Source organism: Steroidobacter gossypii (assembly GCF_016801985.1).
GTDB lineage: Bacteria > Pseudomonadota > Gammaproteobacteria > Steroidobacterales > Steroidobacteraceae > Steroidobacter > Steroidobacter gossypii.
The window spans coordinates 1352826-1375408 of the sequence record NZ_JAEVLS010000001.1 but is presented as its reverse complement, the minus strand read 5'-3'; the positions used below and the strand labels follow the sequence as shown (position 1 = coordinate 1375408).

22 protein-coding genes are annotated in these 22583 nt (G+C 62.9%); 11 read left to right on the top strand and 11 right to left on the bottom strand.

The window, feature by feature from the left end:
* Positions 1-128: 128 nt before the first annotated feature.
* Together JM946_RS05950 and JM946_RS05945 are read right to left on the bottom strand one after the other, a co-directional pair.
* Positions 129-1400 (bottom strand): MFS family transporter, encoded by a 1272-nt coding sequence (locus JM946_RS05950; protein ID WP_322110899.1) that lies wholly within the window; start codon positions 1398-1400, stop codon positions 129-131.
* Positions 1397-2608, bottom strand: coding sequence for a CaiB/BaiF CoA transferase family protein (locus JM946_RS05945; RefSeq protein WP_203166225.1), 1212 nt, complete (start codon positions 2606-2608; stop codon positions 1397-1399). The genes JM946_RS05950 and JM946_RS05945 overlap by 4 nt, the downstream gene beginning before the upstream one ends.
* 99 nt (positions 2609-2707) lie before the next feature.
* Between JM946_RS05945 and JM946_RS05940 the strand changes: the two genes are divergently transcribed.
* From JM946_RS05940 to JM946_RS05930, 3 genes are read left to right on the top strand one after another with little or no spacing between them, the layout of a single operon-like run.
* Positions 2708-3667: a LysR family transcriptional regulator gene (locus JM946_RS05940; RefSeq protein WP_203166223.1), complete on the top strand. Its 960-nt coding sequence runs from the start codon at positions 2708-2710 to the stop codon at positions 3665-3667.
* Entirely contained in the window at positions 3664-5334 is a 1671-nt protein-coding gene (locus JM946_RS05935; RefSeq protein ID WP_203166222.1) for an amidohydrolase, read from the top strand. Before JM946_RS05940 ends, JM946_RS05935 begins: the two co-directional genes overlap by 4 nt.
* Positions 5335-5374: 40 nt before the next feature.
* Positions 5375-6634, top strand: coding sequence for a DUF3667 domain-containing protein (locus JM946_RS05930; RefSeq protein ID WP_203166220.1), 1260 nt, complete (start codon positions 5375-5377; stop codon positions 6632-6634).
* A gap of 2 nt (positions 6635-6636) precedes the next feature.
* Here the strand turns inward: JM946_RS05930 and JM946_RS05925 are convergent, their stop codons facing one another.
* From JM946_RS05925 to JM946_RS05910, 4 genes are read right to left on the bottom strand one after another with little or no spacing between them, the layout of a single operon-like run.
* Positions 6637-8769: a xanthine dehydrogenase family protein molybdopterin-binding subunit gene (locus JM946_RS05925; RefSeq protein ID WP_203166219.1), complete on the bottom strand. Its 2133-nt coding sequence runs from the start codon at positions 8767-8769 to the stop codon at positions 6637-6639.
* Positions 8766-9800 carry an FAD binding domain-containing protein gene (locus tag JM946_RS05920; RefSeq protein ID WP_203166217.1) on the bottom strand — a complete coding sequence of 345 codons (1035 nt, stop codon included), beginning with the start codon at positions 9798-9800 and terminating at the stop codon, positions 8766-8768. Before JM946_RS05920 ends, JM946_RS05925 begins: the two co-directional genes overlap by 4 nt.
* Before the next feature lie 14 nt (positions 9801-9814).
* The gene (locus JM946_RS05915; RefSeq protein WP_203166216.1) at positions 9815-10393 is read right to left on the bottom strand and encodes a (2Fe-2S)-binding protein; all 579 of its coding nucleotides are present in this window, start codon (positions 10391-10393) and stop codon (positions 9815-9817) included.
* Positions 10390-11466, bottom strand: a complete 1077-nt coding sequence (locus JM946_RS05910; protein WP_203166214.1) for an aldo/keto reductase — start codon at positions 11464-11466, stop codon at positions 10390-10392. The genes JM946_RS05915 and JM946_RS05910 overlap by 4 nt, the downstream gene beginning before the upstream one ends.
* 153 nt (positions 11467-11619) lie before the next feature.
* Here JM946_RS05910 and JM946_RS05905 point away from each other — a divergent pair, with 153 nt between their 5' ends.
* Entirely contained in the window at positions 11620-12501 is an 882-nt protein-coding gene (locus tag JM946_RS05905) for an AraC family transcriptional regulator (RefSeq protein ID WP_203166213.1), read from the top strand.
* Positions 12502-12507: 6 nt separating this feature from the next.
* Here the strand turns inward: JM946_RS05905 and JM946_RS05900 are convergent, their stop codons facing one another.
* Positions 12508-13416 (bottom strand): alpha/beta hydrolase, encoded by a 909-nt coding sequence (locus JM946_RS05900; protein WP_203166212.1) that lies wholly within the window; start codon positions 13414-13416, stop codon positions 12508-12510.
* Between the two features lie 297 nt (positions 13417-13713).
* Between JM946_RS05900 and JM946_RS05895 the strand changes: the two genes are divergently transcribed.
* Genes JM946_RS05895 through JM946_RS05880 form a run of 4 tightly spaced genes read left to right on the top strand, consistent with a single transcriptional unit; the run spans position 13714 to position 16675 of the window.
* Complete coding sequence (locus JM946_RS05895; RefSeq protein WP_203166210.1) at positions 13714-14304, top strand: ArsR/SmtB family transcription factor; 591 nt, start codon at positions 13714-13716, stop codon at positions 14302-14304.
* Between the two features lie 4 nt (positions 14305-14308).
* Positions 14309-15097, top strand: coding sequence for an SRPBCC family protein (locus JM946_RS05890; RefSeq protein ID WP_203166209.1), 789 nt, complete (start codon positions 14309-14311; stop codon positions 15095-15097).
* Positions 15098-15127: 30 nt separating this feature from the next.
* Positions 15128-16183, top strand: coding sequence for a Gfo/Idh/MocA family oxidoreductase (locus tag JM946_RS05885; protein ID WP_203166208.1), 1056 nt, complete (start codon positions 15128-15130; stop codon positions 16181-16183).
* Positions 16184-16192: 9 nt separating this feature from the next.
* Positions 16193-16675 (top strand): YajQ family cyclic di-GMP-binding protein, encoded by a 483-nt coding sequence (locus tag JM946_RS05880; protein WP_203166207.1) that lies wholly within the window; start codon positions 16193-16195, stop codon positions 16673-16675.
* Here the strand turns inward: JM946_RS05880 and JM946_RS05875 are convergent.
* From JM946_RS05875 to JM946_RS05860, 4 genes are all read right to left on the bottom strand, one after another.
* Positions 16656-17978 (bottom strand): NAD(P)/FAD-dependent oxidoreductase, encoded by a 1323-nt coding sequence (locus tag JM946_RS05875; RefSeq protein ID WP_203166206.1) that lies wholly within the window; start codon positions 17976-17978, stop codon positions 16656-16658. The two genes, JM946_RS05880 and JM946_RS05875, sit on opposite strands and share 20 nt — an antisense overlap.
* Positions 17979-18437, bottom strand: coding sequence for an NUDIX domain-containing protein (locus JM946_RS05870; RefSeq protein WP_218042606.1), 459 nt, complete (start codon positions 18435-18437; stop codon positions 17979-17981).
* 30 nt (positions 18438-18467) lie between these two features.
* Positions 18468-19025, bottom strand: a complete 558-nt coding sequence (locus JM946_RS05865; RefSeq protein WP_203166204.1) for a carboxymuconolactone decarboxylase family protein — start codon at positions 19023-19025, stop codon at positions 18468-18470.
* Between the two features lie 94 nt (positions 19026-19119).
* On the bottom strand, positions 19120-19659 hold the full coding sequence (locus JM946_RS05860) for a peroxiredoxin (protein WP_203166203.1): 540 nt from the start codon (positions 19657-19659) through the stop codon (positions 19120-19122).
* 209 nt (positions 19660-19868) lie between these two features.
* Between JM946_RS05860 and JM946_RS05855 the strand changes: the two genes are divergently transcribed.
* From JM946_RS05855 to JM946_RS05845, 3 genes are read left to right on the top strand one after another with little or no spacing between them, the layout of a single operon-like run.
* On the top strand, positions 19869-20765 hold the full coding sequence (locus tag JM946_RS05855) for a LysR substrate-binding domain-containing protein (RefSeq protein ID WP_203166202.1): 897 nt from the start codon (positions 19869-19871) through the stop codon (positions 20763-20765).
* Between the two features lie 10 nt (positions 20766-20775).
* Positions 20776-21216, top strand: coding sequence for a copper chaperone PCu(A)C (locus tag JM946_RS05850; protein WP_203166201.1), 441 nt, complete (start codon positions 20776-20778; stop codon positions 21214-21216).
* Between the two features lie 16 nt (positions 21217-21232).
* Complete coding sequence (locus JM946_RS05845) at positions 21233-22483, top strand: alpha/beta fold hydrolase (RefSeq protein ID WP_203166200.1); 1251 nt, start codon at positions 21233-21235, stop codon at positions 22481-22483.
* Positions 22484-22583: the final 100 nt, after the last annotated feature.

Sequence of the window (22583 nt, the reverse complement as noted above, 5' to 3'; positions counted from 1 at the left end):
CTTTGGAGCAGCCGCGTTCGGCGCTGGCTGTTCTTCGCGCTTGCCGCAACTGGCGAGAGTCAGTGCGCTCGCGAGCAGCAAAGCCTGAATCGTCCAACGCACGCTGCGCCCCTGGGTGGATTCCACTGTCAATCCATCATGCTGACACGACGCGGCTCCCGCATGAACAAGGCGGTGACGAACGCCACGCCGCAGATCGCCGCTACATACCAGAAATAGACCTGCTCGTGTCCCGCTCGCTTGCAGAGCAAGGCGATGTACTCGGCCGAGCCACCGAAGATGGCGATGGAAATACTATGCGCGAAACCCACGCCGAGTGCACGAATGTGCTGCGGAAACAACTCAGCCTTGAACAAGCCGCTGATCGACGTGTACAGACTCAGAATGGCCAGCGCCGCGAGCACCAGGAGGAACGCCACGCCCGGGTCCTGCACGTTCGACAGGGCGGTCAGCAATGGCACGGCGCTCAAGGTCATCAAGCCGGCGAACAGCAACAAACATTTGCGTCGCCCGATGCGATCGGACAAGGCGCCCATGGCCGGTTGCAACAGCATGAAACCCAGCATGGCCGCGAGCATCACGTTGCTGGTGGTCTTGATGTCCATGCCGGCGGTGTTCACCAGAAACTTCTGCATATAGGTCGTGAACGTGTACAGGCAGAGGCCGCCACCGGCGGTCAACGACATGACGATGAACAGCGCCTTCGGGTGACGCAACAGCGCGAGCAGGCTGCCCGCGTCCGGCGACTTGGTCGCTTTGGCGTCGGTGGTCTCGTGCAAATGATTCCGCATCAACAGCACGGCGAAGGCCATGACCGCCCCGATGGCGAACGGGATGCGCCAGCCCCAAGCACGCAGCTCGGCGTCTTCAAGCACCTGCTGCAGGGCGACCAGTGTCAGCAACGCGCACAGCTGGCCCGCGATCAAAGTGACATATAAGAATGAAGCATAGAAGCCGCGACGCGCATCGGCCGACACTTCGCTCAAATAAGTGGCGGCGGCGCCGAACTGTCCGCCGGTCGAGAACCCTTGTATCAGCCGCGCCAGCAACAACAATGCGGGCGCCCAAGCGCCGATGCTCTCGTAGGTTGGCAATCCCGCGATCAGCAACGAGCCCGCGCCCATCATCAGGACCGAGGCCACCAGCGCGGCGCGCCGGCCGTGACGGTCGGCAAAACGTCCGAAGTACCAGCCGCCCACCGGGCGAATCAGGAAGCCCACGGCATAAATGCCCGCCACGTTCAGCAGCTGCGCCGTGCGATCTCCTTCAGGAAAGAAGCTCGCGGCGAAGTACAAGGCCGTGAACGCATAGATATAGAAATCGAACCACTCGATCAGATTGCCCGCCGAGCCCGTGGCGATGGCGGCGAGCCGCTGCCGGTGACTGAGGACGAAGCTCACGATCGGGCCGGTCCGCGGGCGATGCCTTGAGTCAGCATGTCATCGATCTCCGCTGTCGAGTAACCGCATTCGCTCAGCACGTCCCAGGTGTCCGCGCCCAACGTTGGAGGCGGGATATCAGCTTCGGCAGTTACGCCGCCGAACACCACCGGCTGCGGCAGCATGCGCTTGATGCCGGGCGGGTAATGTTCGCTCACATGAAAGAACCCGACGTCGTGCAGATGCGGGTCTTGCAGCAGGTCGTCCAGCCGATTGACCTGCGAGCACGGAATATCCAGCCGCGACAGCGACTCCAGCCAGCTCGCCGACGAACGCTGCGGCAACACTGAAGCGATCACGCTGTACAGATAATCGATGTTGGCCTGGCGGCCGTCCGCCTGATGAAACCAGGGCAGGTTCAACACATCTTCACGGCCCGCCTCGATCAGGAAGCGCCGCCATTGTTCACCGGTGTACGGCAGCACCGCGATCCAGCCATCCCGCGTGCGATAAGGTCGTCGGTCCCGCGACAGCACGCGCGAGTAACCCACCTTGCCGTCCTGCTGGAACGTGGCCCCGGCCAGATGCTCGTTGAGAACAAAAGACGTCAACGCTTCGAACATCGGCACCTCGACCCGCAAGGCGTCCTGTCTCCCGTTCGCGCGGGCGACCAGGGCGGCGAGGATACCGTACACGGCATGCAGCGCCCCGACTTTGTCCGCCAGAATAGTGGGAATGAAGCGCGGATCTTCGCCGTTGTGTTCGGCGATGCCGGCAAGCCCGGCCGCGGCCTGAATCACATCGTCGAACGCAGGCCGTCCTCGATAGCGGCCACGCTGACCGAAACCGATGGCCGAGCAATAGATCAACCGCGGATTGATGGCAGCGACCGCATCGAAGCTCAGCCCGAGACGATCGGCGGCGTCCGGCCGCATGTTGTGCAGCAAGACATCGCTGCGCCGGAGCAGCTTGCCGATGATGGCCTTGCCGTTGTCGCTCTTGAGGTCGACGGCGAGCGCGCGCTTGTTACGATTGTTATTGACGTACAGCGCGCCCATGCCCCCGGGCATGTCCTTGCCTTGCGGCTGCGAAGCCCGAGCCACATCGCCGTCAATGGGCTCGACCTTGATCACTTCGGCGCCCAGATCGGCAAGGATCTGCCCGGCGAACGGGCCCATGACGACCGCGCTCAGCTCCAGGATCCGGGTGCCTGCCAATAGAGGAATCATAGCGGCTGAGCATACGGCCGCTGCCCGCCGGGACAGCAATGCAGCGGCGGTTATTTATGCATAGCCGGGCTGAAAGGTATTGCCGATCCGTGACGGACCATGAAACAGTTCGTCTCGATGCAATCGCGCCTGAACCTGCAACAACTCTCGGCATTTTTGACGCTGGCCGATACCGGCAGCTTCGGCGACGCCGCCGAGGCGCTCGGCGTATCGCAGCCGGCGCTCAGCCGCACCATCCAGCAGATCGAAAGCAAACTGGGCACCCGCCTGTTCGATCGCGACACCCGCAAGCTGCGCCTGACGCCAGCGGGCGAGCGGCTCGAACCACTGGCGCGCCGGCTCATCAACGAATATCAGGAAGTGTTCGCGGAGTTCGACGACTTCGTCGCCGGTCGTCAGGGCGTAGTGCGAATCGCCGCGTTCCCGTCGGTCGCCGCCTTGCTATTGCCAAGCACGATCGTGAGCTATCGCGAGCGTCACCCGGACGTGCGCATCCAAATCTGGGAGGACGTGGGTACGCCAGTGCATCGTGCGGTGCTGGATTGTCGCGCCGATATCGGACTGTCGACACCGCCGCCGATCAGCAGCGACCTGCGCTATCGACCCTTGTTGCGCGATGAGGTCGTGCTGGTCTGTCGCAACGACGACATGCTCTCGCATCGTGAGGAGCACGACTGGTCCGTGTTCGCGACTCGCTCCTTTGTGATTCTCTCCCCGGAAACCGGCCTGCGCGCGATGATCGATCGGGCCATGGAAGAAGCCGGCGTGGCCGCCGAGCCGCTATTCAATTGCAAACAGCCGACCACCATCGGCAGCCTGGTGAATGCCGGGCTGGGCATCAGCGCCCTCAGTCGACTCACGTTGGCGCAGTTGGATTCGCCGACACTCGCGTATCGTAAGCTGCGCAATCCGACGGTGGCGCGCTCGATCGGCATCGTCACGCATGCCGCGCGTTCGCTATCCCCGGCGGCGCGTTTGTTTCTAAAAGAGCTGGACGCACAAGCCAAGCTTCTCGCACCGAGCATCAACGGCACGCCGACGCCAGGAGACCTGCTGTGATCAATCGACGTGACGTGCTGTTGGGCACGGGTGCGCTGCTCGCTACGCGCCAGCTCGTCGCGGCGGGCCGGCCACTCGATCTCGCCTATATCAACGCGAAGGTCTGGACCGGTCAGCGCGATGTTCCGCTCGCCGGCGCCATCGGCATCTCTGGCAATCGCGTAGCAGTCGTCGGCGATTCTGAGCGTGTCCGCAAGCTCGCCAGCAAAAGCACACGCCTCGTCGATTTGCGTGGCGCGTTCGTCATGCCGGGATTCATCGACAATCACACGCATTTCCTGCGTGCTTCTTTCGGACTGAGCTCGCCCGAGCTGCGCACCGCCAAGACACGCGAGGAGTTCGTCGGGCGCATCGCGGAGGCTGCCAAGGCGCTCCGACCCGGCCAGTGGCTGCAAGGGGGCAATTGGGACGAACAGATGTGGGGCGGCGAACTGCCCTCGAAGCAATGGATCGATGCAGTCACGCCCGGCACGCCGGTGGCGGTAGTGAGACTCGATCAGCACGTCGCGTTGTTGAATTCGCTGGCGCTGAAACTGGCTCGCATCGATCGCAACACGCCCGATCCCGAAGGCGGTTTGATCATGCGCGATGCGCACGGCGAGCCCACCGGGCTGATCAAGGACAAAGCCAAGAATCTTTTGGATGGCGTGATTCCTCGGCCTGGCCACGCCGATATCGACGCAGCGATTGGCGTGGGTACAGCGCATGCTTTGTCGAAGGGCGTCACACAGGTGCATGTGACCGAGCTCGACTGGGTCACGCACGATTCGTTGCGCCGTTTGCGCCAGCAGCACAAAGTCGGCATGCGGTTTTATTCCTTCGTGCCGCTGGAGGATTGGCGCGAGCTCGATGCGCTGGTCAAGGCGGAAGGACGCGGCGACGACTGGGTGCGCTGGGGCGGGCTGAAAGGTCTGGTCGACGGCTCGCTTGGATCCCGCACTGCTGTGTTCCGCGAACCATATGCGGACGATCCGGCAAGTCACGGTATCTATCGCACGCCGCCGGAGAAGTTACGCGAACTGATTCTGAGCGCGGACGCAGCCGGCTTGCACATCACGGTGCACGCCATCGGCGACGAAGGGAACGATCAGGTGCTCGGCATGTTCGAGGCAGCCATGCGGAAGAACGGCGCCCGCGACCGTCGCTTCCGCATCGAGCACGCTCAGCATCTGCTGGCCAGCGACGTGCCCCGCTTTGCCAGGCTGAACGTGATTGCGTCCATGCAGCCGTACCATGTCATCGACGATGGGCGCTGGGCCATCAAGCCGCTGGGGCCGGAGCGTTTGCACGGCGCTTGGGCGATCCGCTCGCTGCTCGACGCCAAGGCCAAGGTCACGTTCGGTTCGGATTGGCCGGTCGCGCCGATGGATCCATTGCTGGGCATTTCGGCCGCCGTGCTTCGGCGAACCATCGACGGTGCGAATCCCAGCGGCTGGGTGCCGCAAGAGCGCATCACCGTGCAGGAATCGCTGACCGCGTATACGACCGCCAATGCTTACGCCGGCTTTCAGGAAGATCGCCTCGGCCTGATCGCGCCCGGCTATTTGGCCGACCTGGTCATCCTGGATACCGATCTCACCCGCTGCGCCCCCGAACAGATCGAGCGGGCCAAGGTGTTGAGCACCCTGGTGGACGGACAGGTGCGGTTCGGCAGCGACCGAACCTGAGCACAGGCTTCGGGCTGCGCGAAGTGGTAGATTTCGGTCCATGGAAGGACATGGGGAAGCAGCGGCGGATGTCATCACCGGCGGCGTTGTGGCGCGCGCCGTCGAACCTGCCGCGGGCGAAGCCCAAAGCAAAGAAAGCCACAGCGGGGAAGGCCCTGGCAAAGAGAGCCCCAACAATGAAGGCCGCAAAAAAGAAGGACATGCCGCCTGCTTAAACTGCGGCGCCGAGCTCGCCGGTGCATATTGCGCGAGCTGCGGACAGACCGCGCATCCTCATCGCAGCCTGCTGTCACTGGGCCATGACATTCTGCATGGCGTATTTCATTTCGAAGGCAAGGTGTGGAACACGCTTCCGGAACTGTTCCTGCGCCCCGGCCGGCTGACGCGACGGTACATCGACGGCGAACGCGCCAAGTTCGTCTCGCCCATGGCGCTGTATCTGTTCTCGGTGTTCGTGATGTTCGCGGTGTTCCCTTTCACCAGCGACACCATGACCGTGCCGGACGATCCGCTCGGCATTCAGGAGCAATATCGAGAGAACATCGTCACCAATATCGACGACCTCGACGACAGGATCGAAGCGCTCCAGGAAAAACTCCAGGAACAGCCCTTGTCCGCCGCGGAGCGCACCAAGACGCTGGAAGATCTCAACGGATTGCTGTCGGCGCGTGAAGTCATGGACGCGATGCTCTCCGGCGACATGAGCCGGATGGCCGAGTTTCCGCAACGACAGGTGGAGCGCGCCAAAGCCATCGCGGAGGGTAACGAGTTACCGATCGAGCCACCGGCCGTCGAGTCGGCGCCGTCTGGGGAAGCTGCTGACGATCCAGCGTCCGCGGACAATTCAGCCGCCGCGACCGCCAGCCCATTCGGGCGCATCGAAGACGCCTTGAAAGACGCTGGCGACAATCCCGCGCTGGTCGCCTACAAACTCAAGACCGCCGGTTACAAATATTCCTGGGCGCTGATCCCGCTCAGCGTACCGTTCATGTGGCTGCTGTTTTTCTGGCGACGGGACATTCACGCCTACGACCACGCCGTCTTCATCACGTATTCGATCAGCTTCATGATGCTGTTCGTGGTGCTGCTGTCGCTGGCTGCAACGCTCGGCATCAGCGCGGCCATCTGGGGCACCGCACTTGCCGTCATTCCGCCTCTGCATCTTTACAAGCAACTGCGCTACGCGTACCGCCTGTCCCGCTTTGGCACGTGGCTGAGGCTGTTCCTGCTGAGCATCATGATCTTTTTCGTGCTGATCATGTTCGGCATCCTGTTGCTGGCACTCGGCATGACCGGCTGACCTCAACTCGACAGGTCGCGGATCAACTTGGAAGGCAGTATCGGCAGCTCGCGCACCCGGATGCCGACCGCGTCGAACACCGCGTTGGCAACAGCCGCCGCGACGCCGGTCGCACCGAGCTCTCCGATCCCCTTGGCGCCCAAGGGACTGGCGTGTTCGTCGTGCTCTTCGACGAAATGCACGGTGATCGCCGCAGGAATATCTGCATTCACTGGGATCGCGACATTGGACAGGTTTTTGGCCAGCCATCGCCCATGCCGCGGCTCCTGCAAGCTTTGCTCCATGGTCGCCTTGCCCCATTCCCAGATGATGCCGCCGGTGATCTGGCTGCGGGCGGTGAGCGGATTGACGATGCGGCCCGCCGAGTAACTGCCGACTGCGCGACGCAATCTCACCAGGCCCAGGTCGGGATCCACGCCGACCTCCAGAAACACGGCGCCCCAGGTGCGCATCGCATCCGGCGTACCCGCCCCGTCGGCATTGAATGAGGCATTGCCGGGCAGAGCGAAGCGTCCGTCACCGACGATCTCGGCCACACCGATCCTGCGCATGGCCGCTGCGAAGTCGAGGGTTTCCACCGGCTCTCTCGCAAGTCGTGCGACTTTGGCCAGCGCGTCTCGCGCCGCCAGCATCACTGCGCTGCCGACCCCCATGGTTGCCGAGGATCCGTACACCGGACCGGCGTCGGGCAACGTGGTATCGCCATGCTGGATCGAGACGCGAGCGACATCGATGCCGAGCGTGTCCGCGCAGATCTGCGGAAGGATGGTTGTCGTTCCCGTGCCGATATCGTGAGTGCCGGCTTCCACCACAGCCCCGCCGTCATCCTGGAGCCGCACGCGCGCCGCCGCCGGATGACGAAAGGTGGTCATCGTACACGCCGCCATTCCGAACCCGATCCTCCAAGGTCCATCGTGACGAGGCAGCTGCCCACGTTCGCGCCAGCCGAACAGACGTGCACCTTCGGCGTAGGCTTCTCGCAGTTTGTTCGAGGACCAGGGCTTGCCGTGAACCGGATCGGTCTGCGCATAGTTGGCGAGCCGCAGATCCAGAGGATCCATTCGCAGCAGCAGTGCAAGCTCATCCATTGCGCTCTCCAGCGCCCAGCTGCCAGGTCCTTCGGCGGGTGCCCGCATCGCGGTCGGCAGATTCGCATGCACTCGTTCCACACGCTGCGTCAGTTGCAACGCCGGGACCGCGTACAGGCCTCTGGAAATTTCGGTCGCAGCTTCGGTCCAGGTCTCCACGATGGAGGTGGTATTCACCACGTCGTGACGAAGCGCGGCGAGCTTGCCTTCCGCATCGCAGCCGAGCGCGATGTCCTGTCGCACCAGGGGCTGATAGCCGACGTTCGCATACATCTGCGCACGCGTAAGCACTAACTTGACCGGCCGCCCGGCGACTCGCGCCGCCGCCGCCGCAAGAATCTCGTGCGGCCACACCCAGCCCTTGCAACCGAATCCACCGCCGGTATGAGGAGCGATGACTCGCACATTCTTTGCATCGATGCCGAAAACGGCGGCCATCACCGGCGGCAGATTGAAGCCTGCCTGGACCGAGTCGTAAAGAAACAGCGTGTCGCCGAACCATTCCGCCACCGTCGCCGAGGGCTCCATCGGATTGTGATGACGGGCGGGCTGAATGAATCTCTGCTCGACTCGGTGCGCTGCCCGTTGCAACGCGCCTGGAACGTCACCTCTGTTCAGATCTTCTCCAAAACCCATACGAACGGGCGTTTCGCCTGCGCTGTCGCGAGGCACCAGGGGCGACTCCGATCGAGCGCGGACCACGACCGCGCCGGCACCCTCTTCGGCGCTCTCCAGAGATTCGGCGAGCACGATCGCGACCGGTGTGCCCTCGTGCCTGATCACATCGTCCTGCATGGGCAGCTTGAGAATGGCGGATGGAAATGACACCGCGCCGAACCGCGGCATGTCTGAATGTGTCAATACTCGTACGACACCGCGCACCCGCTGCGCCGCTTCGGTGTCGATCGACAACACTCTGCCATTCGCAATGGGTGCGCCGACGAGCACAGCATGCAGTACCCGAGCCAGGTTGTTGTCGGCCGCGTAACGCGCCTTGCCGGTGACTTTCGCGTGCCCCTCGAGTCGGGTGATCGAGCGGCCGATCATGATACGCCTCCTGCTGCGAGCACGGCCCGCAACGCGGCGTTCGCCGCGAGCTGCACCTTGTACTCGTTATGTGCAAGCGGGCGAGCCTGTTCGAACAGCGTCCGGAGCGCCGCCGATATTTCTTCCCGCACCAGGCGCCGACCGATCAAGGCCGCTTCCGTTTCGACCAGCCGCCATGGCTTCTGCGCGACCGAGCCGAGTGCGATGCGAGCGCGCGTAATCAATCCACCATCCAGAGCTACCGTGGCTGCAGCCGAAACCAGTGCGTATTCATAACTCTCTCGTTCGCGCACCTTCAAATAGGCGGAGCGTTCGCCGTCATGGATGGGAATGTGATAGGCCAGGATCAGTTCATCGCGAGCCAGCCGCGTTTCGATCTGCGCTTCATGCGCAGGTAACAGCGAACCCGTGCCCGCCGCTTTGAACATCGCCTGCGCTTCCACCTGGCTCACATGGAAATCGGTCATCGGCAGCATGCGTCGGCGCTTGCCCATCACTTCGGCGCTCGCATCGAGGCATGCGAGCGCCACGGCAGGATCCGATGGATGCGTTGCCACGCAATGATCGGCCCAACCGAGCACAGCGTGAAGTTCGTTCAAGCCGTCGCGGGCTGCGCAGCCCGAGCCTGGCGAGCGCTTGTTGCAACCCCAAGGCAGCGGAGTCTCCGATCGGAAATAGGCGCATCGCGTCTTTTGCAGAACATTCCCGCCGAGGGTCGCTCGATTCCTGATCTGTGGAGAAGCCGCCTTCAAGCATGCATCGGCCAGTACGGTCGCATGGGCGCGGACCAGCGGATGTTCGCCGACTTCGTTCAAGGTCGCGAGCGCCCCGATGATCAAGTGGTCGCCTGTGCGTTCGATCCGCGAATGGCCTTCCATCCCGCCGATATCGATGAGCGTGTCCGGAGTCGCAATACCCAGGCGCATCCAATTCAGCAGCTCGGTGCCGCCCGCGATGAATGCACAGCCGCGGCCCAGCGCCTTCACGGCTTCCTCGGGTCGCGCGGCAGAAACATAAGAAAAGTTTTGCATGCTGGCTGCCTCGTTCACGCCCGTCTAGCAGCGGCGAGCACGGCCGCGGTGATCTGTGGATACGCCGAGCAGCGGCACAGATTGCCGCTCATCCATTCACGCACGCTCGCCTCGCTGGTGGCGTGTCCCTCGGCGATGCAAGCGGCCGCTGAAACGACCTGTCCCGGGGTACAGAACCCGCATTGGAATGCATCGTGATCGATGAACGCTTGTTGAACGGGATGGAGGCTGCCGTCGGGCTGCGCGATGCCTTCGACAGTCGTGATCGCGCGCCCCTCGCATTGGGCGAGCAGTATCAGGCAGGCATTCATACGCTTGCCATCGACCAGCACCGTGCAGGCGCCGCAGGCGCCTTCGTTGCAACCTTTCTTTGTGCCGGTCAGGTCCATTCTTTCCCGAAGGTGATCGAGCAGCGTGGTGCGCGCTTCAACGTGAGCCGAGACAGGACGGCCGTTCACGTTGCAGGTCACGTCGACCATGCGCTCAGCCGTGCGTCCTTTGGGGGCCGCCGTGGCGCCTGCTGGCGTCAATGCGACGCCGACTGCCGCGCCAGATGCGCCGAGAAATTCTCGTCTGGAGAGTGAATCGGTCATTGTTGATGTTTCCTGAGCGCCCGCTGCGCCCGTGTGATAACGCCCGTGTACTGCTTGTTTGGATAGGGTGGCATGGCTGCAAGCGTGGCGAAGCCGGGCATGGATTCCATGTAACGGACCATTCGGGCGCGCATCTCGCGATCCGGTAGCGGTCCGCGAAGTGCACCCATGTTCTGACTGAGATGTTCCGGATTCGACGTAGCCGGCAAAGCGCACGTAACTGCCGGATGAGAGACCACCCATTTCAAGAAGAACTGGGCCCAGTTCTCCGCACCGATCTCCCTGGCGAAATCAGGCAGCGCTCTGCCAGCCACGATGCTGAACAGCCTGGCCTTCTCGAACGGCATGTTGACTAGCACTGCGATGCCGCGTTCAGCGGCAGCGGGCAGGATGCGTTCCTCGGCCTGTCGCGTGTGGATCGAGTAATGCACCTGAACGACGTCGATGTCGTCTCTCTGCACCCAGCGTGCGAGTGCCGAGAAATAGTCGGGTTCGTGGTGGGATACTCCGACATGCCCGATCTTCCCTTCCGCTTTCCACGCATTCAGCAGCGGCACCACCACGTCGGCGTTCACCAAGCTGTGACATTGCATGACGTCGATGCGCTCGCGCCACAGACGCTGCATTGAAACGTCGAGGCTGCGACGTGCGTGGCTGTCGTCACCCAGGAACTCGCCGGTGGACCAGACTTTGTTGGTGATGAACAGTCGATCGCCGATACCGAGTGCGGCGGCGAAGTCGCCGACGTTCACTTCACCCATGCCGTAGAGCGGCGAGGTGTCGATAACGCGCCCGCCCGCGGCCCAGAATCGTCGCATCACTTCCGCCAGGTGCGCGCGCGACTGGCCTGGAAGAGCGTCGAATGTGAGAAAGGTGCCGAGCCCGATCGCCGGCAGCGGCGTATTGATGCGGCGAGCCGTTTTGGTAACCGTGTTGGACTCCTGCGCAAGCGCCGTAAGTGGCGCGGCGGAGAGTAGGCCGGATGCAAGTGTTCCGCCGAGGAAAGCGCGACGACTCACGTGCGCTCCGGTGGAGAACGTGCGATCGGCAGTGGACTTGGCGCCATTCGACACAGGCAAACTCCGGCACTCGATGCAGTGGCAAGAGCCCTACAGTAAGATGGCCGGTGTGCGATGGCGCACCCGATCCTGACCTCAGCCACCCGTTACTCACCGTTCAGCGCCGCGGCCGAGGCAGATCGTTGCTTCGGCGTCGAAAGGACCTTCATGCGTGTCGATCAAATGAATCGTGTGCGTCGGGTGGAGCCGCTGGCGAGCGACTGGCGACATTTCTCGTGGCAAGGCGGGTCCTTCGACATGGCGCAACGGGCGCTCACACCCATCGTGGAAGGCACCATCCGGGTCCCGGAGTATCTGATCTTCGCAACGCTACAGGGCAGTGCGCAGCGGCTCGAGGTGCGCAGCGACTGCGGGCACCGCTACAGCGGCGCGGATCGTGCCGGGATGATTTCGCTGGTGCCGGCGAACTGCGAGCGACGATTTCGTATGCAGGAAGTCCGCTCCAGATGGGCTTCGCTGTCGATCGATCCGGCGATCGTCGCTAGCTTGCTTTCGGGAGAGTCGGCGGCAGTCGCCACTGGCGGCGGTTGCATCAGCAACGTGCGCGACGATTTCCTGTTCGCACTGCTGCGCGAGCTCGAGCGCACCTGTGCGCAGGATGGATGCCTCGACGATGTTTACTGCCAGACAATGGCGGCGGCGGCTGGCCAGCATATTCTCAGGCGATACTTGAGACCGTCCAGCTGCACACACGAGAAAGCGCACGGGTTGACGAAATGGCAACGTCGGCGCGTGACCGACTATGTCGAAGCGCGGCTGCACCTGCAGGTCCGGATCGCCGACATCGCGGCGCTGCTAGGTTACTCCGAAGGCTATCTTCACCGGGCATTTCGCGCCGCCTGCGGATCGACGCCGCTGGAGTTCATCAATCAGCGCCGTATCCACCGCGCAGTGCAAATCTTGAACGACGAACCGGACATTGCGGTGATCGATCTGGCGTTGCGCGTCGGCTTCACCAGTCCAAACTACTTCACAAGGGTGTTTCGCAAGTTGGTGGGCGTGAATCCATCGATGTATCGGCAGCGCTGATCGAGGTTACGTGCGCGGCTCGCTCGCCAGCGCCTGGTGGAAATGTTTTGCAACCGCTTCTGCGGCCCGCTTCGAGGCGTCACGGTCGTAGAAGTCGAAATGCGGCTCGTTGCTCCACACCAGTTGCTTCGCCTCCGTGCCAAGCTTTTCGAAGAACGTCTTTGCATTGCCCGGCAGCGCCGAGTTGTCGCCGTGGATGACGAGGCTGGGAACACGGATGTTCGGCGCGGCGCTCAGCGCATCGAAGTCCAGCCATTCCTCCCACGACATCACCGCGAATCGGTTGGTCCAGGGCAAGATGTAGCCGCGGGAGGCATCGAAGTAGTATTCCATCGGCCCCGAGTGCGAGGCCGTGGCGTCGCCTGGCTTGTTACTGTATGCCAGCAAATACTCGACGTGTCCGTCGGAGCGGTATCGGGACATTGCGCGGCGGCCGGCTTGTCGACGTGCTGCCACACCACTCTCTCCGCCGTAGAGCATTAAATTCGTTTGTTCGCTGGCAAGGTGACTGGCGACCGCGGCAAAAGCCTTGATGCGGGATTCCGTGGCCGTCGCGACAGCCATATACGCGCCGCCAGTGCAAATCCCGAGCCCAGCAATGCGCCCCGGATCGACTGTCGCATGCGTGCTCAGGAATGAGACGGCATTGCGAATATCCGCGACGTGCTGGCGGGGCGATTCGTACTGTCGCGGTTCGCCGCCCGACTCGCCGAAGTTGCGATAGTCGAACGCCAGCGTGACAAAGCCCTGCTCCGCGAGGCGCCGGGCATACAGTCCTGACATCTGCTCCTTCACTGAAGTGAGCGAACCGACGATCACGATGGCGGGGCGCCGCTGGCCGGCCCGACCGTTTTTGGGAATATACAAGTCGCCGATCAGCTCGATGCCGTCGCTATCGAATGCGACTCGATTCACCGCGGCCTCGATGACCGGTGATTCCGCGGCCCGCGCAATTTGAGGTATGCCGGCGAGCACCGGAGTAACAGCGAAGACGGCGGCGAATGTTAGACGCGATATAGCGTCACGATCGGCAGTGAATGTCATGGTGGCGTCAAATTCGCCGCAGCGGCGATGGGGCAGAATGGCTCGAGGACCAGACTACCCGGGATCATTCCTCGAGGCCGGCCCGATCCTGACCCAACCGGCTCGATGCTGACGTTGCGTCGATTCCGCCGCCCTTGACAAAAAAAATTGTCACGGCAAGCTAGGCCCATGCTCGATCTCGAAGTCATCGAAGCACCGGCGGCTGCCGCCGTAGCTTTGGATCCCATCAAGAGCCGCATGCTGGCGGAACTGGTGACTCCTTCCTCGGCCGCGGCGCTGGCTCAGCGCATCGGCATCGCGCGCCAGAAGGTGAACTATCACCTGCATGCGCTCGAAGAACACGATCTGGTCGAATGGGCCGAAGAACGCCAATGGGGCGGGTTGAAAGAACGCGTCATGGTCGCGACCGCGGCGTCGTATGTCGTATCGCCCGTGGCCCTGGGCCCGATCGCCGCCGATCCCGAGCGCAGTAGCGATCGGCTATCGGCTACTTATCTCATTGCACTTGCGGCTCGCATCGTGCGCGAGGTCGGTTCTTTATGGCGTGGAGCGCGCAAAAGTAACAAACGCCTGGCCACGCTTTCGATCGACACAGTCATCCGTTTCAAGTCACCCGCGGAGCGCGCCGCGTTCACCAACGATCTCGCACATGCCATCACTACGTTGGCCGCGCGTTATCACGACGAGTCGGCGCCTCAGGGCCGCCCCCATCGTCTGGTGGTTGCCTCGTATCCCGCACCCAAGGAATCCGGAGGTTGACGCCATGCCCGTCAAGAAAGACGAGACAGGTAAACATTGGGTCGAAATGCACTTCACCGTGCCGGGCACGCCTGAGCAGGTGTGGCAGGCGCTGGCCACCGGCCCCGGCTACACCGCCTGGTTTTCCCAGGCCAGCATCGAAGAGCGAGTCGGCGGCGCACTGCAGTTTCAGTTCGGTCCCGAAGTGATCTCTAGCGGCGAAGTCACCCGATGGGAGCCGCCCCGTTTCTTTTCCTATGTAGAGCGCGACTGGAGCGAAGGCGCGCCGCCGCTCGCCACTGAGATCACCATCACGAGCCGCTCGGGTGGTCAATGCGTGGTGCGCATGGTGCATTCGCTGTTCAGTTCCAACGACGATTGGGACGATCAGATGGAGGGCTTCGAGAGGGGCTGGGTGGGCTTCATCGAAGTGTTGCGCCTGTATCTCGGCCACTATTCTGGAAACAAGGCGGCGTCGTTCCAGGTCATGCACAGCGTGCAGACCGATCAACTCGGGGCCTGGTCGAAGTTGATGGACCGGCTCGGTCTCGGGCGCGCCCATGTCGGCGAGCGCTGGGAGATCTCGCATCCGGAGAAACTCTCAGGCGTGGTCGAACGCATCCAGCAGGATCGAAAGATGCGCTCGGTCACGTTGCGCTTGGACTCGCCCGCTCCCGGAGTCGCGATCATCGGCGCCTATGACACGGACCAAGGCATCAACACCAGCGTCTGCACCTTTTATTACGGTGACGGCGCCGAGGCGCAGGTGGCCGCGAGCCAGCCGAAATGGCTGCAGTGGATTCAGGAGGCCTGACACGCCGAGCGGTGGCGATATACTCACCGCATGACACTACGAGCAGGCATCCTCGGCTTCGGGGTGGCGGGTCGGTATTTTCATGCCCCGCTGTTGCGCGCCGCCGGCTTTTCCATTCCGGCGGTGGTCACCAGTCGGCCCGAGCCGGCACAGGAATATCTGGGCGATGTCGACGTGCTCGGCTCGGCCGACGAGTTGCTCGCGCGCGATGACATCGATCTGGTGGTGATCTCGTCACCGAGCACGCTGCATGCACCCCAAGCTGCAGCGGCATTGCGCGCCGGCAAACACGTGGTGGTCGATAAGCCCGTGGCGGCAACGACTCTGGAAGTCACCGACCTGGAGCAGCTGGCCGATCGCTGCAAACGCAAGCTCGCGGTGTTTCACAATCGGCGCTGGGACAGCGACTTCCTGACCTTGAAGAAGCTGATCGAGGCGGACCAGCTCGGCGCCATCAATTCATATCACGCACGCTGGGATCGCTTCCGGCCGGAAGTTTCGGATCGCTGGCGCGATCGCGACGAGCCCGGGCACGGCATTCTCTACGATCTCGGCACGCATCTGATCGATCAGGTCGTGGTGCTGTTTGGCATGCCGGAATGGTTGTACGCCAATGCGTTCACGCAGCGTGACAGAAGCGTGACCGTCGATGGCTTCGAGATCCTGATGGGCAAGGGCAAGTTGCGCATCACACTGGGCGTCAGTTTGCTCACCGCGGACGGCGGGTATCGGTATCGCGTCAATGGCGCGCGCGCCTCGTATCTGAAGGCCGGCCTCGATCAGCAAGAGGCGCAGCTGCGCGCCGGCGCCGAACCCAACGAGCATTTCTTCGGCGTCGAGCCGGCCGAACAATGGGGCACGCTGGTGTATGGCGAAACCGGGCAGCGCCAGGTAGTCACACCCGAGACCGGCCGCTGGGTTTCGTTCTACGAAGGCGTGCGCGAGGCGATGGAACATGACCGGCCCGTCCCGGTGTCAGCCGCGGACGCCTATGACACAATTCGCATCATCGAGGCCGCGCTCACCAGCAGCGCCATGGGTTGCCGCATCGACCTGCAGCCCGCCGCGCCTCTCGTCAGCCGTTGAAGTGATCTCATGCCCTCCTTCGATATCGTCTCCGAGCTCAATGCCCACGAAGTGAGCAATGCCGTCGACCAGGCCAATCGGGAAGTCGGCACGCGCTTCGATTTCAAAGGCACGGACGCCAGGTTCGAACTGCAGGATCTGGTCGTGACCATGACGGCCAAGGCTGAGTTCCAGCTCAAGCAGATGCTGGACATCCTGATGCTCAAGTTGTCCAAACGCGGCATCGACGTAGCCTGCACCAAGGTGGAAGATCCGGTGGTGCTCGGCCAGACGGCGCGCCAGGTTGTCACCTTGCGCGAAGGCATCGATGCGGAGCTGGGCAAGAAGCTGCAGCGCCTGATCAAGGATTCCAAACTGAAAGTGCAGGCCGCGATTCAGGACAAGCAGGTGCGCGTCACCGGCAAGAGTCGCGACGATTTGCAGGAAGTGATCCGCCTGGCGCGCAACGCCAAGCTGGAGCTGCCGCTGCAGTTCAAGAATTTCCGCGATTGACCTTGGCTTCGAAGGCCGGCGGCGCCGCGGCTACTTCAGGATACGACTGCCAGTCCTTGGCGACGATCAAACGCGCGCCGCGGCCGAACGTCATGAAAGACCAGGCCCACTGCACCAGCACCGACAAGCGATTGCGAAAGCCGCTCAGTCGGTAGATGTGGACCAGCAGCCAGAACCACCACGCGGGCACGCCGGTCAGCTTCAGGCCACGGAACTCGCTGATGGCGCGGCTGCGGCCGATGGTCGCCATCTGACCCAGGTCCACGTACTTGAATGCGGGCCGCGATATTTGCGCCCCTTTGCGGATTTCTTTTCTGATGATGTCCGCCGCGTAGACGCCCTCCTGCATGGCGACCAAAGCCACGCCGGGCAAAGATCGTCCGTTCGGGCCGGCGCGGCTCGACATGTCGCCGAGCACGAAGACTTCGGGATGTCCTTCGATGGTGAGATCGGGGCCGGTGATGACGCGGCCAGCTGGATCGACCGGCGCGCCCAATGATCGGCCGATATCGGCCGCTCGCACACCGGCAGCCCACAGCACAGTGGCAGCGGCGATTTTCTCGCTGCCAACCACGACGCCCTCATCGGTTACATCAGTGACGCGCGCACTCGTCCAGACCTGCACGCCCAACGATTCCAGATCGCGCATGGCGCGCGCGGCGAGCCTGTCATCGAAGCTCGTGAGAATTCTTGGACCCGCTTCGACCAGGATCACACGCGTCTGTCGCGGATCGATGCTGCGAAAGTCACGCGCCAACGTGTAGCGACTCATCTCGCCGATGGCACCGGCCAGCTCCACGCCCGTCGGACCACCGCCGATGACGATGAATGTGAGATGGCGACGACGCTCTTCCGCACGCGTTTCTCGCTCAGCCGTCTCGAATGCCTCGAGCACGCGGCGTCGGATCTCGGTGGCCTGCGGCAGCGTCTTGAGTCCGGGGGCGTGCGCCTCCCATTCCTCGTGACCGAAATAAGCGTGCTGGGCGCCACAGCCCAACAGCAGATAGTCGTATGGAATTTCGCCCGCGTCGGTGACGACTTTGCGGTGGGCGACATCGATGGTTTGCGCCGTGGCCTTCAGAACCCGGATGTTCCGATAGCGGGCCAGCAGACTGCGGATTGGCACGGCGATGTCTGCCGGGCTGAGCGCGGCCATCGCGACTTGGTACAACAGCGGCTGAAACAGGTGATGATTTTCACGGTCGATGACCGTGACCGCGACGCCCTCCACGTTCCCCAGCCGCTTCGCGGCATTCAGTCCGGCAAATCCGGCGCCGACGATGACGACCTGCTTGCTGGCCATTTATGCGGAAGCCTCACCAACATCCAACGTGCTCTGGCGTGGCTCTATGTAGCCGGCCGCCCATTCGATAATGGGGGCGACGCGCGGCGAAACCAGTCGGAGCGCAGCACTTTGATCCACCCAACGGAACTCGTTGTGTTCGGCGCGGCCCAGTGCTTCGATCACCGGCAAGGAGACCTCGCTCGTGCGAGTTTTGGCTATGTAATAACGAGCCACTTTGCCGCGGCTGTAGGGATTGGTCTGGGTGTAAACCTCGCCCCAGGCGAACTCCAGATCCTCGATCAGGGTTTCTTCACGGACTTCGCGGATCGCGGCGGCCAGCGGCTCCTCGCCCGGCTCGACCATGCCTTTGGGAAAATCCCAATGGTTGTAAGCGCGCAATAACAGGTAGAGCCACCCCTCGCGGGTTTCGCGAACGACGACCACGCCAGCGGACAATCTCGTGGGGCGGGGGGACATGGCGGCAAGTATAGCCGCCAGTCCGGATTCTCACACGCTGGCAGCGGCGGCGGCCGAGGCCGCGTGATATTCCAGCACGCCCGCGACGGCGTGAATGACCGACGCGATACGGACCGCGCTCTGGATCTGTTCGCGGCTGATGCCGCCTTCGCGCAGCTTCTTTTCGTGCGAGGTGATGCACATTCCGCAGCCGTTCACCGCGGATACGGCCAGCGACAGCAACTCGAAATCGAGCTTGTCGATACCCGGGTTGCCAATAATGTTCATGCGCAGCCGGGCCGGCATGGTCGAATACTCGCCGTCTTCCACCAGATGGAGGAAACGGTAATAAATGTTGTTCATGCCCATGATGGCAGCCGCGGCACGCGCACCGTTCACGTGCGCATCGTCCAGGTGGGTTCTGGCCCAGCTTTCGATGGCTTCGGTGAGATGCGGGTTGCGGGCGGCGATCGCCGTCGACAGCGCGACAGCGGCAATCTGTTTTTCGCTCAGGCCAGGGGCGCCCTGCGGGGTCAGCACGCTGCCGATGTTGAGCTTCAGATCACGCGCGTAATCCGGCAGCTGATCGCGGATCGTTTCGAGAGACATACCAATCCTCCGGTGGGTGAGGCGCCGGCGCAGAAGATCTCCGCGCCGGCGCCCATTTCGATCAACGAGTCATAGCGAAACTCGCTTCAGGCCATCAGGCAGCCTTCAGCGTGTCCTCGCCCTTCTTCCAGTTGCAGGGGCACAGCTCGTCGGTCTGCAGAGCATCGAGCACGCGCAACACTTCCTCAGGGCTGCGGCCGACGTTCAAGTCGGTGACGTACGCGAAGCGGATCACGCCCTGCGGGTCGACGATGTACGTGGCACGTTGCGCCACACCTGCCTCCGCATCCAGCACGCCAAGCGCCGAGGTCAGCTCGCGCTTGATGTCCGAGAGCATCGGGAACGGCAGATCGCGCAGCTCTTCCTTGTCCTTGCGCCACGCGAGGTGCACGAACTCGGAATCGGTGCTCACGCCGTACACCACGGCGTCACGATCGGCGAACTCTTTGTTCAACTTGCCGAACGCGGCAATTTCGGTCGGGCAGACGAAGGTGAAGTCCTTCGGCCAGAAGAACACGATCTTCCACTTGCCGGCCGAGCTGTTCGAATCGAACGGCTGGAACGCGTTGTTCAGATCGTTCGACACCACGCCGGTCAGCGAGAACTGCGGGAATTTTTGTCCGACACCTAACATGTATCACTCCTCCATCAACAAAATTTAGCGCTGGCAACGAAGCTGGGCGCGGTTGACAACAATGTGCCCCCAAGGCGCTCGTTGGCGAGCACCCTCAAGGCGACGGATGCAATTATGCGGACTGGGGCCGCAATCGCCAATCGATTGTTTGAGTATTTTTGATAGACTAAACCTATGAGCCTATTTTACACACCACAGGTTGCGTCGCCATGAACCTGCGCGACTTGCGTTACTTCGTGGCCCTCGCCGACACCAAGCACTTCGGCAAGGCCGCCGAGCGCTCATTTGTGAGCCAGCCGACCCTGTCGGCGCAGCTGAAAAAGCTGGAGAACTACCTGGGCGTGCAATTGATCGAGCGACAGCCGCGACGGGTAACGCTCACCGAGACCGGCGCCAAGATCCTACCGCTGGCGCGTCGCATCCTGCAGGAGAGCGACGAGATCATTTCGCTGGCCCGCAACGAACATGACCCCTTATCCGGAAAACTCAAGCTCGGCCTGATCCCCACCATCGGGCCCTATCTGCTGCCGCTGGTGGCGCGCCGGCTGCGCAAGCAATTGCCGCAATTGAAGCTGATGTTGTACGAGTATCAGACCCAGCAGCTGCTGGAAAAGCTGCGCGACGGCGAAATCGAAGTCGCCATCCTTGCACTGCCCGTGCCCATGGATGGATTGGATTCGCGCGAGCTGTACCACGAGGACTTCAAGGTCGCGGCGCCCACTACTCATCCGCTGGCGAAGCGAGCTCACATCAAGCTCGACGATCTGACGGGCGAGACCTTGCTGCTGCTCGAAGACGGACACTGCCTGCGCGATCAGGCGCTGGACGTTTGCAGCCGTATCGATGTGAAGGAGAACGAGGACTATCGCGCCACCAGTCTGGAAACGTTGCGACAGATGGTCGCGGCTGGTCTCGGCGTCACGCTGCTGCCGGAGCTTGCGACGCGCGGGCCTTTCGGCTCGGGACAGGGGTTGGCGGTGAAGGAATTCGCAAGGCCGGTGCCGACGCGCACCGTGGGCGCGGTCTGGCGCAAGAGCACCTCGCGTATTCAGGCGATCGACGCCATGTGCGACGTCATCAAGACGACCATGGCGGAACGAGCATAAGGACGGATGAATGATCGAACTGCGACGCAAGCTCATTGTCACATTATTCGCGCTCGTGGCGACGGCTTGCGGCCAAACCGTACGTGAGCCGATCGTGGTGAGCGACGCGTGGTCGAATGCGACACCGGCCGGCGCGACGGTCGCGGCTGCATACATGGAGATCACCGCCGCCGAGGCGGACACGTTGCTCTCGGCAACCACGACGGTGGCCGATCACATCGAGATGCACACCAGCAGCGAAGAGAACGGCATGATGAGGATGCGCCCTCTCGCGACGGCGCCGCTCGAGGCCGGCCAGCCGTTCAAGTTCGCTCCGGGCGGGGCGCACTTCATGCTGATGGGCTTGCGGCAACCGCTGCCCGCCGGTTTGCGCTTTCCCATGGTGCTGCAGTTCGAAAAGGCCGGAACGCGCACGGTACAAGTGCTGGTCGTCGAACCCGGCACACGCTAGCGGCGTTTAGCCACACATGACCCACGCCCCCACCCTGCCCAGCCCGGCCGATTTGCATGAAGACCAGATCGTTGCGCTGCTGCGATCGGGCGCGCACGCAGCGCTGCTGAGCGCGTACTTTGGCGAGCTCCAGTATCGCGAGCTGGCGCAACTGGCGAAACTCGCCGCCACTCGCGGCAACGAGCGCGGCGAAGTGGTTTTCGTGCTGCCTGGAATCATGGGCTCCAGGCTCGGTTCATTGCAGGGCGAAACCACGTCGCTGCTCTGGTTGCATCCGACTGCCATTGCCGAGGGCGGGCTGTCGCAATTGGCCTTGCCGAACGGCGCATCACTGAGCGCCGTCGGCGTCATGCTGCCCGGCTATCTGAAGCTGCGCCTGTCGCTGGAGATCGCCGGCTTCCGTCCGGTGTTTCATCCATTCGACTGGCGCGCCGATCTGGAAACATTGGCCAAGGCGCTGCTGAGCGCCGTCGAAGCTGCGGACGCGCCCGAAGTTCATATCGTGGCGCACAGCATGGGCGGCCTGGTCGCCCGCATGGCCCTGACTCTCGATCGCCAACGACGCATCCGCAAAGTGGTGCAGCTGGGCGCGCCGAATCAAGGTTCGTTCGCGCCGGCGCAAGCGCTGCGCGCTGCATATCCGACCGTGCGCAAGATCGCCGCTCTGGATCATCACAACAGCGCCGAAGCATTGGCTCGCGCGGTGTTTCTAACGTTGCCCGGCCTCTATCAGATGTTGCCGTCGGCGCTGGCGCCCGACGATCCCGATTTGTTCGATCCTGCACAATGGCCACAGGACGATCTGGTGCCGGACGCGACCATGCTGACGCACGCGGCCGAAGTGCGCAGGCGCATGCCGCCGCCGGATGAACGCTGCGCGGTCATCGTCGGCACACATCAGGAAACCGTCACTTCATTGCGTCTGCGCGATGGGGGATTCGAATATTCGATCCGACGCGACGGCGATGGCACCGTGCCGTTGGCGCGCGCGCTCTGGGATGGCGCGGCGACCTGGTTCGTTCAGGAAAATCACGGCGCGCTCACCAACAACAACCAGGTGCTGGCCGCCGTGAACGAAATCCTGAAGCAAGGCCGAACCCGCCAACTCTCGACCGATCGACCGCCGGCCGCCACTGAAATCGTCCGCCACGTCACCGATGCGCAGCTGCGGGCGGCAGCCGTTCACAAAGTGCATTGGGAGGGTCTGTCGCTCGACAGCCGACGACGCATTCTCGATCCCGTCATGACGCCGGAGTTCATGACCTAGCCAACCTAGTCCGTTGCGGGTCACTCGTTCGGTGGCGGTTTGGTTCTCATAGGTATACCCTAGCTTACCGATCGAATTTCCACGGCGCCGGCAACGTTTC